Annotated in this window: 14 protein-coding genes and 1 tRNA gene; 4 read left to right on the top strand and 11 right to left on the bottom strand. The window is 67.3% G+C overall.

Annotation, left to right across the window (positions count from 1 at the left end; genetic code table 11):
* Positions 1 to 40 precede the first annotated feature (40 nt).
* Entirely contained in the window at positions 41 to 580 is a 540-nt protein-coding gene (locus tag G6N33_RS21940; protein ID WP_101528301.1) for a GNAT family N-acetyltransferase, read from the top strand.
* A 16-nt stretch (positions 581 to 596) separates the two neighbouring features.
* Here G6N33_RS21940 and G6N33_RS21935 read toward each other — a convergent pair whose 3' ends face one another.
* The gene (locus G6N33_RS21935) at positions 597 to 2,210 is read right to left on the bottom strand and encodes an MFS transporter (protein ID WP_231382431.1); all 1,614 of its coding nucleotides are present in this window, start codon (positions 2,208 to 2,210) and stop codon (positions 597 to 599) included.
* Between the two features lie 205 nt (positions 2,211 to 2,415).
* On the opposite strand from G6N33_RS21935, the gene G6N33_RS21930 reads away from it, so the two are divergent.
* Positions 2,416 to 3,132, top strand: coding sequence for a Type 1 glutamine amidotransferase-like domain-containing protein (locus G6N33_RS21930; RefSeq protein ID WP_044506784.1), 717 nt, complete (start codon positions 2,416 to 2,418; stop codon positions 3,130 to 3,132).
* A gap of 15 nt (positions 3,133 to 3,147) precedes the next feature.
* Here G6N33_RS21930 and G6N33_RS21925 read toward each other — a convergent pair whose 3' ends face one another.
* Positions 3,148 to 3,495, bottom strand: a complete 348-nt coding sequence (locus G6N33_RS21925) for an STAS domain-containing protein (RefSeq protein WP_044506785.1) — start codon at positions 3,493 to 3,495, stop codon at positions 3,148 to 3,150.
* Positions 3,495 to 7,622: a SpoIIE family protein phosphatase gene (locus G6N33_RS21920; RefSeq protein WP_044506786.1), complete on the bottom strand. Its 4,128-nt coding sequence runs from the start codon at positions 7,620 to 7,622 to the stop codon at positions 3,495 to 3,497. Before G6N33_RS21920 ends, G6N33_RS21925 begins: the two co-directional genes overlap by 1 nt.
* Positions 7,623 to 7,958: 336 nt before the next feature.
* On the opposite strand from G6N33_RS21920, the gene G6N33_RS21915 reads away from it, so the two are divergent.
* A tRNA-Cys gene (locus G6N33_RS21915) sits at positions 7,959 to 8,029 on the top strand.
* Here the strand turns inward: G6N33_RS21915 and G6N33_RS21910 are convergent.
* The 8 genes from G6N33_RS21910 to G6N33_RS21875 all read right to left on the bottom strand — a co-directional run bounded on the left by G6N33_RS21910 (position 8,021) and on the right by G6N33_RS21875 (position 13,820).
* Complete coding sequence (locus tag G6N33_RS21910) at positions 8,021 to 8,425, bottom strand: YchJ family protein (RefSeq protein ID WP_049919329.1); 405 nt, start codon at positions 8,423 to 8,425, stop codon at positions 8,021 to 8,023. The two genes, G6N33_RS21915 and G6N33_RS21910, sit on opposite strands and share 9 nt — an antisense overlap.
* A 20-nt stretch (positions 8,426 to 8,445) precedes the next feature.
* A complete protein-coding gene (locus G6N33_RS21905) occupies positions 8,446 to 9,186 on the bottom strand; it encodes a hypothetical protein (protein WP_044506788.1) in 741 nt (246 codons plus the stop codon).
* Complete coding sequence (locus G6N33_RS21900) at positions 9,183 to 10,109, bottom strand: hypothetical protein (RefSeq protein WP_044506790.1); 927 nt, start codon at positions 10,107 to 10,109, stop codon at positions 9,183 to 9,185. Before G6N33_RS21900 ends, G6N33_RS21905 begins: the two co-directional genes overlap by 4 nt.
* A complete protein-coding gene (locus G6N33_RS21895) occupies positions 10,106 to 11,083 on the bottom strand; it encodes a hypothetical protein (RefSeq protein ID WP_044506791.1) in 978 nt (325 codons plus the stop codon). The genes G6N33_RS21900 and G6N33_RS21895 overlap by 4 nt, the downstream gene beginning before the upstream one ends.
* Positions 11,074 to 11,547 (bottom strand): hypothetical protein, encoded by a 474-nt coding sequence (locus G6N33_RS21890; RefSeq protein WP_044506792.1) that lies wholly within the window; start codon positions 11,545 to 11,547, stop codon positions 11,074 to 11,076. Before G6N33_RS21890 ends, G6N33_RS21895 begins: the two co-directional genes overlap by 10 nt.
* Positions 11,537 to 12,415: a DUF58 domain-containing protein gene (locus G6N33_RS21885; RefSeq protein ID WP_044506793.1), complete on the bottom strand. Its 879-nt coding sequence runs from the start codon at positions 12,413 to 12,415 to the stop codon at positions 11,537 to 11,539. The genes G6N33_RS21890 and G6N33_RS21885 overlap by 11 nt, the downstream gene beginning before the upstream one ends.
* Before the next feature lie 18 nt (positions 12,416 to 12,433).
* Positions 12,434 to 13,432, bottom strand: coding sequence for an AAA family ATPase (locus tag G6N33_RS21880; protein WP_044506795.1), 999 nt, complete (start codon positions 13,430 to 13,432; stop codon positions 12,434 to 12,436).
* A gap of 64 nt (positions 13,433 to 13,496) precedes the next feature.
* Positions 13,497 to 13,820, bottom strand: coding sequence for a hypothetical protein (locus G6N33_RS21875; protein WP_044506797.1), 324 nt, complete (start codon positions 13,818 to 13,820; stop codon positions 13,497 to 13,499).
* A 272-nt stretch (positions 13,821 to 14,092) separates the two neighbouring features.
* Between G6N33_RS21875 and G6N33_RS21870 the strand changes: the two genes are divergently transcribed.
* The gene (locus G6N33_RS21870; protein WP_044512039.1) at positions 14,093 to 15,064 is read left to right on the top strand and encodes a LacI family DNA-binding transcriptional regulator; all 972 of its coding nucleotides are present in this window, start codon (positions 14,093 to 14,095) and stop codon (positions 15,062 to 15,064) included.
* Positions 15,065 to 15,102: the final 38 nt, after the last annotated feature.

The raw sequence follows: 15,102 nt of genomic DNA, 5'->3' as shown, positions 1-15,102 counted from the left end.
CAACGGGACATCGTCGGCATACTCCTGAAGACTGCTTGACATGCAAACGATCAGCGGTACCGTGCGCACGGCCGCACCACACGATGCGGCGTCCTGTGTTGCGATTTACCGCCCGTATGTCGAAGACACCACGATCAGTTGGGAATTCGAAGCCCCCAGCCCCGACGAGATGGCCCGGCGTATCGCCTCGGCCCAAAAGGCGCACGAGTGGCTCGTTCTCGAAGATGACGGTCAGGTCATCGGTTTTGCTTACGGCCACGCCCTGATCAGCCTGCCCTCTTTCCAATGGTCTTGTGAGACAGGCATTTACATCAGTCGCCACCATCACCGTGCGGGTTGCGGCCGCGTGCTCTACACCGAAGTGCTGAACCGGCTCGCGGCGCGGGGCTACCGCAGGGCATTCGCCGGCATCACCCAACCGAACGAGGCGAGCAACGCATTCCATCGATCGTTCGGGTTCCAGGATGTCGGTGCGTATCGGCGCGTGTACTTCAAGCACGACCGCTGGCATGACGTCGCCTGGATGCAAGTCGACTTGGGACCTACCGAGGCGCCCAACCCGCCGGCCCCGATCGGGTAGGACCTGCGCACCACCCTTAGCGGCGCATCCGCAACGCGAGGTAGTACTCGTGTCGACGCGTTTGGTCCACGGTGTAGCTAATGGCCTTCGTGACACCGTCATGGTCGACATCCACCCACCGCTCGGTGCGCTGACGTTCGAATTCGCTCCAAGACGTCACCGTGAACCGCTCGAGGATCGAGTTGGGTTCGCCCATAAAGTGATACAGCCGCCAACTGTGGCCGCCCGTTCGTAGCCTCGACCGCCGAACCGCTTTCATAGCCTCGAGAAAGTTATCCAGGTTCTCCGGCGCCACTTGATATCGGACGGTTACCAGCACCGGCCCGTCTTGCGGGCACGGTTCAAAGACCAGCGTCGGCGTGGGCCAAGCGCTGGAGACCTCGACACTCACCCGTCCGGTGGACGGCCGTAAACCGACCACCGACACGCTGAGCGCAACAATGCCCAGCACTGCCGCCGACCCCAACATCGCGATGTGAAGCCCAAAATGCGTGGCAAGCGCGCCCCACAGATAGGCGCCGACTGCCTGAGATCCGGTGGACACCAGCAGATACACCGAGAGCCCGCGGGCCCGGACCCAACGCGGCAACGACAGTTGCGCGGCCGCATTCAACGTCGTCAGCGTGATCAGCCACGCCGTCCCGGACAACATCAAAAACAGCAGCGCCACGGAAAAAGGCAGCATTACCACCGCCAGCGGCGCAAGACCATACGCGGCTGCCGATACCCCCAACAACGTGTTGTCCGACATCCGCGCATGCAGCGGATCGGCCGCCACGACCGCGAGGATGGCACCGACGCCAATCGCCCCCAGCGCCACACCATAACCACTGGCGTTGAGGTGCCAGCGGTGCGCCGCAGCCACCGGCAGCAGCGCGAGCACAGCCGAGGCAGGAAACAAGAAAAGCGCTGTGCGCAACAAGATCCTGCGGAAGATCGGGCTGTTCCCGACGTATTGCACCCCGGACAAGATCGCCTGGCCGATGTGTTCACGCTCCAGCGGCACGACCTGCTTCGGACGATTCCACGCGCGCAACGCAATGATGATCGCCGTGAACGACACCGCATTGATCGCGAAGACGGCCGCAGGCCCCAGCCATGCCACCACGATGCCGCCGATTGCCGGCCCGATGGCCCGGGTGGAGTTGGCGGACACACTACCCAGGACCGAGACCGCCGGGATCTGCTCACGCGGCACGACTTCGGGTTGAATCGCCTGCCAGGCCGGTCCGGTCAGGGCCGCGGCGAAGCCGATCGCCAAGGTGAAGAGGAGCAGCCCGGTCGGGGTGAGTCGACCGAGGTTTGTCAGCACGGCCAAGGCGAGTGCCACGAGTACGGCATACGTCTGGAGAAAGATCAGCAGCCGGCGGCGGTCGAATAGGTCGGCCAGCACACCGGCGAACAAGCCCAGCAGCAGGGTCGGTCCCAGGCTTGCCGTCTGCACCAGCGCCACAACGACATCGGGGCTGTGTTTTTCCACCAGGAACCACTGCGCCGCAACCGCCTGCATCCACGTGCCGATGTTGGAAATGAACTGCGCGACGAACAGGCCCCGGTAGACGCGATTGCGCAGCGGTGCCCACGTGGACGGCTTCGCGCCGTCGACACGTTCCGTGTCTTGGATCACCACACCACCGATGGTCGATAGCCCTTCGCTCAGCCAGCATGCGGGTGACGCGCCTGGCGGTTGTTCAAGGATTAAAAGTTTATGACACTTTCATCTCCTGCTCGCGGCACGGATCCGGCCGCGGTAGCCCAGCGCGGTGACGGCGGCCCGGCGCCGCTGCATCCGTTGCGAGCCAACAGTTCTGGCCACCGCTGATACTGTCAATCGCGTGTCCGGCACGGATCAGAAAGTTAGTTGTTGCCAACCGCTTTATTTGCTGGCGGACAGTCAGCTGCTGTTCTGGAAGCAGCACGGGCGGCCACTGCTGCAACCGGCGCTCGACGGGTTGGGTATGCGCTCCGCGCCGAGCGCGGCCTATATCGGTGCCTCCAACGGGGATCGCCGGGAGTACTACGAAATCTTCGAGGCGGCGATGGATGTGGTCGGGATCACCGCCCGCCGGATGATCGGTTCGGCCTTCGCGCCTGCCGACCGTACCTTTCTGGAGCATGCTGACTTGATCGTCCTCGCGGGCGGCGATGTGCGGCTCGGCTGGACCACCTTCGAGCAGACCGGTATGAAAGACGTGATCCTGGACCGGTATACCGGCGGGGCCATCCTGGTCGGCATTTCCGCCGGCGCCGTCCAGCTCGGGCGATACGGCTTTGTCGAGTCGTTAGACCACCGCGACACCGCAGTGTTCGAGGTGTTCAATCTGGTTCCGGCGATCATCGACACCCACGATGAGCGAGCCAACTGGGCGCGACTGTCGCGCATCGTCGAGTCAATGCAGGGCGCGGCCGCCGGGTTCGGGATCCCGTCCGGCAGCGGCCTCATCGTGCACGCCGACGCAGCGATCGAACCGCTACGGCGTCCCGCGCACCAGTTCCGATTCGACGGCGCCGCCGTCACGCACTCACTGCTACGCACGGACGCAGGAAGCTAAGCTGCGCAAGTTAATTCAGCTACCGGGGTTACGGCCGTCGCTATCGGAAGGTGCCGGACCGGATTCCAGGATCGCGACTTTGTCGAGACCGCTGATGGTGAGGACCCGAACCAGCACGCGGTGAACGATGATGTGCAAATTATCGACTTTGTCGGCATGGTCGAAAAGCGCGTTGATGCCCGCGCTGTCGATGTACCTGACGGCGCTGAGGTCGATGGTGATCGGCTGCCGGGTTCCGGCGCTCGTGGCGTGCAGCGCGTGTCTGAATCGGGCGATATTGCTGAGATCGATCTCGCCTGTCGCGGTCAGTCGAGGCCTCCCGTCGGGGCCGCGGCTGCTGTTCAGATTGAGCTCGGCGGCCATCAGGTGATCCTCGCGTACAAGTGAACGGTGGTACCGGCCTCGGAGGAGTGGATCATGAGGTCCTCCACCAGGCCTCGCATCAGGCTGATGCCGCGACCCCGATTGATTCCGGGTACCGTGTGCGGCTGCTTCCAGGTGCCGCTGTCGATAACGGTCACTTGAAGCGCGTCGACGACGGCGGTCGCCCGTAACGAAACGGTGCCCTCCGAATGGTCGCGGTAACCGTGCTCGATCGCGTTGGCGACGGCCTCACCGGTCGCGGTGAGCACGTCCTGAATCTGACCGGGCCCCACCCCCGCCTGAGTTAGCCAGCCGCGCAGCGCGGCGCGGCTGGGCGCGAGGTGTTCGACGTCGGCCTCGAAGTCCATCGACAGCGGGGCGGGCTGCCGATAGAGCAGTATGGCCACGTCATCGGGATAACCATCGCCTGGCGCGAGCCGGGACATAAGATGGTCCGCCACGTCGTCGAGGGACAGCGAACTGCCGTCGTGCATCAGATCGGTGGCACTGGAGATGCCCTCGTCGATCGACTGGCCACGCCGTTCGACCAGACCGTCGGTATAAAGCAGCAGCGTCGTCCGCGGCGGCATCGTCACCGTCGCCTCGGGGCGAGGCCAGCCCACCCGAACCGCCAATGGAAGGCCGTGCCCGCCCTCCAACTGCGCGGTGCTGCCGTCGGCATGCACCAGGATGGGCGGCGGGTGCCCCGCGCTGGAATACGCTAGTTCCCCAGTCGCGATGGTCAGCACCGCGCAGAACGCCGTGGTACATCGGGCCCCGGGCAGGCGCGCCGCGAAGCGGTCCAGTCCCGTGAGCACGGCACTGGGGCTGGGCTGGTCGAGTAACAGTGCGCGACAAGCACTTCGGAGCTGCCCCATCACCGTCGCGGCGGCCAGGCCGTGTCCGACGCAGTCGCCGACGATCAACGCGACCCGCCCGTCTTCGAGATCGACCAGGTCATACCAGTCACCGCCGACCTGGAGTGGGTGACTTGCGGGGCGGTAGCGAACCGCGAAACCGGACGGCAGGGTCGTCGGGCCAAGCATCGCGTGTTGCAACGCCAGGGCGGTTTCGCGTTGCTCGTCGAGCTGATAGACCCGATGCAGCCCCTGACTGAGCCGCCCGCCCAGGACCTTCAACAGGTTGTGATCCTCGACGGTGAACGGGCGCTGCCCCCGCAATTCGACCCACAGCACTAGCACGCCGCGGGGATGCTGCAACGAAATGCCTGCCGTTCCAGGCGTATCGGACGTTGTGGTGAGCAGCTCGGAATCGCGTAGCGACTCGATCAGCTGACGGCGACGTGACGACAGTTCGGCCCAGTCCACCGGCTCACCGGCACACACCAGCACCGGCGCGGCCTCACTCGGGTCGTCCCGGCCGAACGTCACGGCCAGCACCTGACGGGCGTCCCACGTGTCACGGAGCTCCTCGGCCGCACCCTGCAGGGTGTCCTCGAGCGTCTCTGCCTGCGCCAATTGCTGATTCAATCCGGCCAGCGCAGCCTGACTCTGCACGACGTAGTGCTCGGTCGTCACGTCACGCAGGGTGCCCACCATGATGCGGCGACCAGTGTCCGGGTCGTCGACATGATTGAAGTTGGCGGCGACCCAGAGGCGGTGCCCGTCACGGTGGATGACCGGAGCGGTGAAGGCGCCCTGCTCTTGTGCCAGCAGCTGTTCGAAGGCCGCCTCCGCCTGGCGGCGGCCCCGGGGTTCGGTGTCGGCGGACGGCCACCATGGGTGGGCGGGTCGATACGGCAGCCCTTCGGGTCCATATCCAAGAATGTCCGTGAACGCGGAATTGACCTCGATGACGACACCGTGTTCGTCACAGACGAAGAAGCCCTCTTGCAGCGATTCCACCAGGGCGGTGCGCCACCGGGCGTGGTGGCTGCGCAACCGCGACAGCTCCACGTTGGCGCGTATCCGGGCCAGGAGTTCGGCGGCGGCGAACGGCTTGACGAGGTAGTCGTCGGCGCCGGCGAGCAGCCCTTTGACGGAGGCTTCCTGGCCCGCGCGCGCGGAGAGCAGCAGGACGGGCAGCGCGGCGGTGCGCGGCTCGCCGCGCAGCGCGGCGAGCAATTGCAGACCGTCCAGCCGGGGCATCATCACGTCGCTGATGACCAAGTCGGGGGCCTCGGCGCGGATCGCATCCAGTGCTTGTTGCCCGTCGCCGACCGTGCTGACCTGGTATCCAGATGTTTGCAGCAGATGGGTCAGATACTCGCGCATGTCGGCGTTGTCGTCGGCGACCAACACCCGAGTCCCGTCGCGCTGGTGCCCGGCTGGCGCGACGGCGGTCATCATCGCCGTGAAACTTGTCGCAGATTCGGCATCGAGGTCACCGGGCAGCCAGCGCAGTGCCTCCTGGACATACGGTTCGGCGATCACGCCGGGGGTCGGCGGGGTAGCCGGTGGGGCCGAGATCTCGTCGGCCGGCAGGTGAGCCGCACCGAATGGCATACGTATGACGAAACTCGCCCCCGCGCCCTCCTGGCTGTCGGCCGTGATGGTGCCGCCGTGTAATCCGACGAGTTCCTTGACCAGGGCCAGCCCGATGCCGCTGCCTTCCGTGGAGCGGGCGCGCGCGTTCTCGATGCGGTGAAACCGCTCAAAGAGGTGGGGCATTTCCGCGGCGGGCAGCCCCACCCCGGTGTCGGTGACGGCGACGACGGCATCGGTGTCGTCACGGGCCACGCGCACTGTGATCGACCCATCGAAGGTGAACTTCAGCGCGTTGGAGAGCAGATTGAGGATGACCTTTTCCCACATCTCGCGATCCAGGTACACCGGCTCGTCCAGGGGTGGGCAGTCCACCGTGAAGGTGAGGCCGGCCCGCTCGATCGCCGAGCGGAAAACGCTGGCCAGATCCGCGGTGACGGTGGCCACGTCGACGGGTTCGAATCGGGCCCGCATGCGCCCCGCCTCGATTCGGGAAAAGTCCAGCAGGGTGTTGACGAGTTTCGCCAGCCGCAAGCCGTTGCGGTGGACGAGGTCCAGCTCTTGGCGGGCCTGCTCGTCGATCTCCGTCGCGCGGCGGCGCAACTCGTCGACCGGTCCGAGGATCAAGGTGAGCGGAGTCCGGAATTCGTGGCTGATGTTGGAGAAAAATGCCGTCTTCGCGCGGTCGAGCTCGGCCAATTCCTCGGCGCGCCGCTGCTGGGCCTGATAGCTGCGCGCACTGCTCACGCCGGCCGCGATGTAGCCGGCCACCAGCTCCACGAAGCCGCGGTAACCGTCGTCGAGCTGGCGATACCGGTTCAGTCCGGCCACCAGGAAGCCGACCGGCGCGCCGCCCTGCTGTAGCAGCGGCACCACGAGGGCCTGCGTCGGCGGCTCCGGCCAGGCGCCGGTCGGCAAGTCCGCGGCGATGCCGTCGAGCTGGATGAGTGCGGTGTCGCCATGCCCCGCCGTTTGGGTAGGCCAGGGTGAACGGGCCCCGGCCGGCACTATCTGCGGCGCTGCCGGATGCCCGGGGATGATGCCACTGACCCCGGCCAACAGTGCGTCGCCGCTGTCGGCGAACAGGTAGGTCATCGAGAACGGCAGATCGTAGGGATTGTTCGCGAGTTGTCGGGCCGCGTAGTCGAGCATCTGACGCTCGGTGCGCACCACGCTCGGATCAGACCCGAGATCGCGCAACGTCGCGATCCGTCGCTGCGTAATGACGCGATCGGTGTCCTCCCGCACCACGCAGAGCATCCCGACCGCGGTGGCGTCGTCGTCGCGCAGCGCGCTGTAGGAGAACGTGTGATAGGACTCCTCTGGATAACCTGACCGCTCCAGGATCAGCATCAGCGCTTCGTCCCAGGTTGCCTCCCCGGTCGCCAGCACGCTCTCGATCCGGGGACCGATGTCATCCCAGATCTCCGCCCACACCTCGCTGGCCGGGCGACCGAGCGCCCAGGGGTACTTGCGGCCCAGGGTGTCGCGTCGGTAGGCGGCGTTGCAGAAAAATGTCAGCTCCGGGCCCCATGCCATCCACATCGAAAACCGGGACGACAGCAGGATGTTGACCGCCGTGACGAGGCTTTGCGGCCAGCCCGCTACCGGACCGAGCGGTGTAGCGGCCCAGTCGACCGCGGCCAAGTCGCGACCGATCTCCTGGTCTGCCCGGAAAACCACTGCCGTCCCTTCCGATTGCTCAGACCCGAGGCGGTCGCGTACCGCTGCCCGCTGCGGTTCTGGTCAAGACAATCACTTCCCCTGTTCGGGCCGCCAGCTTTTCGCTGGATAGCGCACAATCGTGACGTCGTTGCGGGCGGGCAGTTTCGGTAAACGGCTTATCCGATTTGCGCGCACCCGGCTGACGCCGTTGTTGCAGGTGTCAGTTAGCCGGTACCGAGCGGTCGTAAACGGTGCCGGGCATGGGGTACCAACCCATGCTCGAATCGGTGAAATGATCGCGCCGAGGCAAACACTGGGCCCCAGGCCCCACACGCTGGCAAGGTGATGGCCTGTGCGGGTGTGGCTGAGCGGCTAGGCAGCGGCCTGCAAAGCCGTATACACGGGTTCGAATCCCGTCACTCGCTCGACGTATTTGCCGTGACGGCATCGAGATATAGCCACCGACCGGCGCGGCGCGCGAAGCGGCTGCGCTCGTGCAGGCGGCCCGTGCGGCCGCCGGACTGAAACCGAGCGACGAATTCCACTTCCGCGGAATCGTCGTCGGGACCGCCCCCGAGGGTGTCGATCACCTCGAGGCCCAGCCAGGTGATGCCGGAGTCGACAGCCACGTCGGCCGGCCGCGTGCGCGGATGCCAGGTGCGAAACAGATAGTCGGCGTCGCCATAGGCGAAGGCCGAATACCTCGACCGCATCAATGCCTCGGCCGACGGGGCCGTCTCGCCGCGGTGCAGCGGCCCGCAACAGCCGCGATAACCGACGCCGCTGCCGCACGGGCACGGCGGCCCGAGGAACTCGTTCACCCCACGAGCGTGACAGACCGTTACGGCGACCCGTCGGTCGGCGCGGCGCCAGCCGCGTCCTGCAACACCTGCTGCAGCTTGTCGAACGGATCGCCGGCGCCCGGCTCCAGCGTGCGGGGCGGGAGTTCCCGCCCGTCCGCTCCGACGGCGATCGGCGGTGGCACAGCCGCAGGTGGCGGCGCCGCGGGCGGTGGCGGCGGAGTCGGCGCCGGCGGCGGGGTGTCCAGTGCAGTCCTTTTGGCCGCCAAGCGGTTCGCCGTGTCGTCGCGGATGGCGCGCCGCTGCGGATCGGGGTCCTCGTTGCCGGCGAAGCAGCCGCCGGGCGCACCGTCGACGACGTCCAGTGCGCTGACGTAGCGGTCTTGCGCGCGGGGCCGGTCGCCGGCGGCCGCGGCGCGGTCGCCCTGGGTTTCGCGGACGAGTTCGAGGTTGACGCGCGCCGGGCAGGAATGGGCGGCGTCGGTGCGACGCAGCGCGGCCGAGAATTCGGCGTCGGCGTCGTCGAGCCGACCATCGAGCACGGCTGCGGTGCCGGCGGCGAATGGCGCCTTCGCCGGCTCGATGATGTTGACGACGCCCAGGATCGCGGCATCGGCACGGGCCGTGTTCGCGTCTCGCATGGCGAAGGAGGAGACGGCGGAGTTCCCGGCGATGACAACGGAAATCAACTTCGCGATGGTCAGCAGTGCGACCACACTCAGCGGGGCTGAGTAGATCAGGAGCCGCCGACGTAGCCGCAGTCGCGCCGGACCGCCCGTCATGATGCCAGGTCCCGTCGGGCGATGCGGCCGCGCCGGAATTCGCGGACGGAGAGGTAGATTTCGGCGAGCAGCAGGGCCGCGGCGAGCGACGCGGGCAGCCAGTACAGTTCGATCCGCTGCTCGGCCGCCGGCCCGTGCCGGGTGTCCGGCAACCTAAGCCGCAGCGGCTCGCCGGGGTCCCGGGGTAGGTAGGGAACGTCGAATTGCGTTGCAATTGACCGTAATTCGCCTTCGTCGATGGCGTCGCTGCGGCCGTAACCCAGCACCGCTCCGCCGTTCACCGACGCCTGGGTGATGTCGAATTCCGACCCCGAGGAGCCCGACGCCCCGGGCGGGCCTGGCGCAGCGCAGCCGAAGTACAGCACCACGTTGCGCGAGCCCGGGTATTGCTGTATCGCCTGCATCAGCTGGTATCGCACCACGGTGGCCGCCGACGCGGCGTTGACGACGCGATCGCTGCGGTCCGAGCCGAGCGCCGCGATAGCGGGGCGCAGACTCCACACATCATGCGACAGCGGCCAATTCAGCGTCGCGTTGGAAGCGACGGTGACCAGCGCGTACCTCGCCGCGGGGTACTGGGTGATCACCGCCGCGATGTCGTCGCGCATTCCGGCCAGCCGCGGTTCCCCGGCGCCGTAGTCGTCGATTGCGGAGTCAGCTGACCGATCGACGATCAAGAACACGTTGAGGTTCGCGCCGGCTGGTGCGCCACCGCCGTTTTCGGTGTGCCGCAGTACCGGACGCGTGGTCGCGGCGATCAACAGCAGCACCGTGAGAGTGATCCCTGCCCACCGCAACACCGCGCGGGTGCGCCGACGCCCCGCCGACACCAGCACCTGACGCAGCGCCACCAGACGCGCGAAGGCGAGCGCGCCGGCGACGACGGCGAGGATCGGCCAGGGCAGCACGGGCTGAAATGTCATCGACGCAACACCAAGAGGGCCACCGATAGCACGGCGGCCGACAACAGGGCGATCACCAGCGGCACCACCGGCGCATCGCGGAGGTCCGCGGTCACGACCGTACCGTCGGCCAGGCGCGCCGGTGGGGTATGCGACCGAATCCCGTCGAGGGCCCGGGCCACCGAATTGGGGTCTGGCGTGAGGTAGCGGCCGCCGGTGCGCGCGGTGAGCTGTTGCAGCGAACCGCTCGCGGATGATGGGGCGGTGTCGAGCACGTTGACTTGAACCCCAGCCCGCTCGGCCAGGTTCCGCGTGCTGGCGTCGGTGAACAGTGCCGAGCGGGGTTCGGCCGCGGTACGCAGATCCGCGGGGCCGAGATAGATCACCGAGCGCCGCTGCGGGCCGCGTTGCCCCGCGTCGGGGAACCCCGAAAGGCACAGCGCCAGAACGTCGTCCGTGCTAGGGGCATAGTCGGTGTACGGCACCGGCGGGGCGAACGATGCCGACTGACGGGTGCGGGCGCCGGCGTACTCGCCGAATCGGGCTGCGGCGTATTGGTGGTCGCGTGTCAGCGGCACCAGGCGGCGGTTGACCGATGTCAGGCCAATGCGCTGCGCCGCAGGCGAGTCGACGGCCTGGCGTGCGAAGTAGCCGAGCAGCTCCCCCGTGGCCGGGTCCGTCACCGGCTGCCCCACGCAGAGCATGATGTCTTCGGGGTGAGCGGTGTCGAAGTCCCTGCCCGCCACCGTCGGGCGGGACGCCGCCCAGGTGGCGGCGCCGAACATGACGGTCAACACGACCAAGGTCACCACCGTCGACAGCGAACGCAGCCGCGCCACCTTCGCGTAGTCGGGCAACCGAGTCAGCCGTGCGACGTTGGCCAGCGGGCGCAGTTGCCTGCGCGCGGCGGCCATCGGCAGCAGCGCGGCCAGCGCGACGACCGCGGCCAGGCCGGCCGATCCGACGAGCGCTACCGGCCACCACTTCAGGTCCATGCGTGGATCAACTCCTGTGCGCGCGCGCTCACGTCCGCGACGTCGACTTTCGTATCGGCGTTGAACTGCGCGTCGCCGAGGCGGGTCAGCAACGGCGCGGCCGCAGCCAGATTGGCAGCGGCCAGGGCATCGACGTGGAGGTACTGTGCGCGCTCGCCGGTCGCCTGGTGCAGGAAGCTGCGCAGCGTTCGGCTGATCGCCGCGCACGCGGCCGCCGGCGACAACCGCCCAGCATCATGCTGGTCGGCGATGCCCTGGACGCAGCGCGCAAATCGTCGGCGGATCAGCCGGGCGTGCATCCGCCGCACGCCCGGGATGCGCCGCAATCGGTGCGCCGGCAACGTCCACACGAAAACGGTTGCGTACCAACAGGTCACGGCGATGCTAAGCAGCACCGCCCAGCACAGCCACCACGACGAGTACGGCTGCGGACCGAAGAGATGGCGCAGCAGATCATCCGGCACGGGCGGTCACCTCGGTCAGGCGGACCAGTTCGCGTCGAATGTCCCCGCTGCCGGCAACGAGGGCGTGCGGGATCGCGTGCTCAGTGAGGAAGGCCGCTAGCTGGGCGCGCCGCGCCTGCTCGGCACGCCGATATGCGGCAACGACCCGCGCGCCGAGATCGGCCCCGTTCAGGACGAAACGGCCGGTCGCGACGTCGTAGCCGTCGGTGTTGTCGGGTCCCACCGCGGGCATGTCCGACACCATCACCCACATGATGTCGTGACGGCCCACGAGTTTGGTGAGCACCGCGCTGAGCCGCCCGTCCCCGTGCCGATCGAAGTCGGGCTCGTCGGACACCACGACGATCAGCATGCTGTGGCGGTAATGCGTTGCGATGTAGTCGAGTTGGGCGGTGATGTCGCTGCGCCCGGGGTCGCTGGTGACGTGCTGGTACCAGCGGTGCAGGAGGCCCTCGATGTGCGATTCGCCGCGCCGCTGCGGGATGTTCACCGACCCGCGGCGGTCGCCGTAGACCATGCCGATCTGGTCGGAGCGCCGCAGCCCGATCAGTCCCACCGCTCCCATGATGTGGGCGGCGACGTCGCGCTTGTATTCGCCGTTGGGGGCCAGCGCCGACATATTGCGCCCGGCATCGGCGACCAGCAGGATCTTGTGGTGCTTTTCGGAGACGAACCGTTTGATGAGCACGACGCCGGACCGCGCCGAAGCCTTCCAGTCGATGTCGCGGACGTCGTCGCCGGGCACGTACGGGCGTAGGTCGTCGAATTCCATGCTGCGCGTATGTAATAGCGCGTACCGCCCGCCTTCGAGCAGTCCCCGCGTGTCGGTGCCGAAGTGTGCCTTGGCGCGGTTGAGATGCTTACCCATGGTGCAGCGTGGGGCAGCTCAGGGGACCCGGACGGCCCGTAACACCGCGTCGATCACGACCTCGGCGGTGATGTCAGCGCTCGCCGCTTCGAATCCGAGGATGAGCCGGTGCCGCAGCACCCGGTGGGCGAGCTTTGCGATGTCCTCGGGCAACACGTGCGCGCGACCGGCCAGCACCGCTCGTGCCCGCGCGGCCTTGCAGAACGCAATGGTGGCGCGCGGGCTGGCGCCGTACTCGACGAGCCGCGCGATCTGCTTGGGCAGCGCCCGGGCGGGGTGGCGGGTTGCGTCGACCAGCTGGCTGGCGTAGAGCATCAGCGCGTGATCCATGTGGACGTGCCGCACCACGTCCTGCAGGCGCAGGACGTCGTCGAGGCCGACGACCGGCGCGGTGGGTTGCCTGTCGTAGATGCCCGCGTCGATCCGCGCCATCACTTCCACCTCTTCCTGCGGAGAGGGGTAACGCACGATCTCCTTGAGTAGGAAGCGGTCGGTCTGCGCCTCCGAGAGCGGATAGGTGCCTTCCTGGTCGACGGGGTTCTGGGTGGCGATGACCAGGAACGGATCCGCGAGCGGGTGTACTTGTCCGGCAATCGTGGTCTGCCGCTCCTCCATCGCTTCGAGCATCGCGCTCTGCGTCTTCGCGCTCGATCGGTTGATCTCGTCGAGCAGCACGATGTTCGCGTGCACCGGCCCGAGCTGGGTGACGAAGGAGTTGCTCGCCGAGTCATAGATCTGGGTCCCGATGATGTCGCTGGGCAGTAGATCGGGCGTGCATTGGATGCGTTGGAAGCGGCCATGAATCGACTCGGCGAGCACCTTGGCGGCGGTGGTCTTGGCCAGGCCCGGCACGCTTTCGAGCAGGACATGGCCACCGGCGAGCAGACCGATCAGCAGCGACTCCCGGAGTTCGCGCTGCCCAACGATCTTGGCTGCGAATGCCGCTGAGATGGCGGCTACGATGCGTCGGGCGTCGTCGAGTTCACGCTGATCCGGTTGTGTCCCTGCGGTAGTCATACGCCCGCTGGGGTACCCGGCCGCCGGCATTCCACACCTAGCGCACTAGGGCGCTCGGGCGCTGTTACAGGCCGGGCAAGCAGATGGGCGATCCGTTGCAGGTGTTCGCCGGGGACGGATCTCCCTCGAGAATGTGGGCGCCGACCTGAATGCCGCCCTCGGTTCCCGGATGGCCGAGGCTGCCGCCGTAATAGTGGTGGCATCTGTTCATGTCCCACACCACGTCCGGCATCGGCAACGGACTGCCGGGGCACCAGACGTAGCTGCACATCGCCAATTGGTTGCAGATTCCCGTTCCCGGGTCGGCCTGGGCACCACCCGCGCCCAGGCCCACATTGGCGAATACCACCGTGCCGAACAGCAGTGCGGAGGCCAGGGTTCGGTTCATCTCGCGTTCTCCTGATTCGCGTATTGCCCATGCGGGCTTGGTCGGCCAAGGAAACCGGAGCGTTCGCTACCGATTCCATACCCGCAGCCTCAGCTACGGATCAATAGTCTGATCTTCCCTGTACATCGGATAAAAATATAGTCCAACGGCCAACCCGGTCGGTTGCATTCGAAGGTTGCCGGTGCGGAGATTACGCGGGAATCGTGGCTGCGGCCGCAGTAAGGTGATCCCGATCCGGTCGTACCGGCAGACGGTGGCGTTTGGAGGTCGAGCTGAGCGTGAAAGGTAGGCCGACAAAGGCCGACGTGGCGCGCCGGGCGAATGTGTCCACCGCGACGGTCAGCTACGTACTGAACAACGCCGTCGGTCGCACCATCTCGGCCCAGACCCGCGCCGCGGTGCACAGTGCTGCCGCCGAACTCGGGTACCGACCCAATCTGGCGGCGCGCAATCTCGCCCGCGGTAAAAGCGGTGTGGTGCTGTACATCGTGCCGCAACTGGCCAGCGGCGACATGCCCATGCAGGTGGGCACTCACATGACGACCGAGTTGACCCGCCGCGGCATCATGCAGGTCCAGCTGTTCGAGACCGCACCCCACGACGCCGTCGCCGACGCCATCAACCAACTCCAGCCGATTGCAGTCACGAGCTTATTTCCCTTGGGCCGCAAGGCATCTGACGCGGTGGCGGCCGCCGCAATCCCCCACATCTGCGTGCACACCCTGCCGGGGCTGGGTGACCCGCAGTCGTCGGTCGGACGGCTGCGCGTCGACCATCTCGTGGTGCGCGGCCATCGGCAGCTCGCGTTCGGCTACTCCGGTGAGCTGCGATGGCGCGCGCTCGGCGACTACTGGATCGACGGCGTTCGCCGCGCCGCCCAGCGGCACGGACTGCCCGCGGTCGTCACGCAAGCATTCACGCCGGCCGACAGCGCCACGGCGGTCGGTGACCTGCACGCGGCGGGTGTCACCGCCGTCTGCGCCCAAAGCGACGAGGTTGCCTTCGTCGTGCTCGACGGCATCCGGCGCGCCGGGCTGCGGTGCCCCGACGATTTGGCTGTCATCGGGGTGGACGCCACGGCGCTATCCCCCTTCAGCGCCCCGGCGCTGACCACCGTCGCATTCGACCGGACCGCGATTGCCGACTTCGCGCTGTCCGCCGTGCTGACCGAACTCGGCCTTACCGACGACGCACCGCCGCCGGCCCGAGACATCGCGACACTGGTCGTCCGAGAGTCCACCTAACCTGCAGGAGCACCCTGCGCACGCTCTAGACACCCAGT

Source organism: Mycobacterium simiae, from assembly GCF_010727605.1.
In the GTDB taxonomy this organism is placed as follows: Bacteria; Actinomycetota; Actinomycetes; order Mycobacteriales; family Mycobacteriaceae; genus Mycobacterium; species Mycobacterium simiae.
The sequence above is the reverse complement of the archived record's forward strand: the minus strand, read 5'-3'. Positions and strand labels throughout refer to the sequence as shown.

Excerpts from the sequence above, each read along its gene's own strand:
- G6N33_RS21925 (WP_044506785.1), bottom strand. The coding sequence starts at position 3,495 with ATGGCCGCCGAGCTCAATCTGAACAGCAGCCGCGGCCCCGACGGGAGG.
- G6N33_RS21875 (WP_044506797.1), bottom strand. The coding sequence starts at position 13,820 with ATGAACCGAACCCTGGCCTCCGCACTGCTGTTCGGCACGGTGGTATTC.
- G6N33_RS21885 (WP_044506793.1), bottom strand. The coding sequence starts at position 12,415 with ATGGGTAAGCATCTCAACCGCGCCAAGGCACACTTCGGCACCGACACG.
- G6N33_RS21895 (WP_044506791.1), bottom strand. The coding sequence starts at position 11,083 with ATGGACCTGAAGTGGTGGCCGGTAGCGCTCGTCGGATCGGCCGGCCTG.
- G6N33_RS21905 (WP_044506788.1), bottom strand. The coding sequence starts at position 9,186 with ATGACGGGCGGTCCGGCGCGACTGCGGCTACGTCGGCGGCTCCTGATC.
- G6N33_RS21880 (WP_044506795.1), bottom strand. The coding sequence starts at position 13,432 with ATGACTACCGCAGGGACACAACCGGATCAGCGTGAACTCGACGACGCC.
- G6N33_RS21940 (WP_101528301.1), top strand. The coding sequence starts at position 41 with ATGCAAACGATCAGCGGTACCGTGCGCACGGCCGCACCACACGATGCG.
- G6N33_RS21900 (WP_044506790.1), bottom strand. The coding sequence starts at position 10,109 with ATGACATTTCAGCCCGTGCTGCCCTGGCCGATCCTCGCCGTCGTCGCC.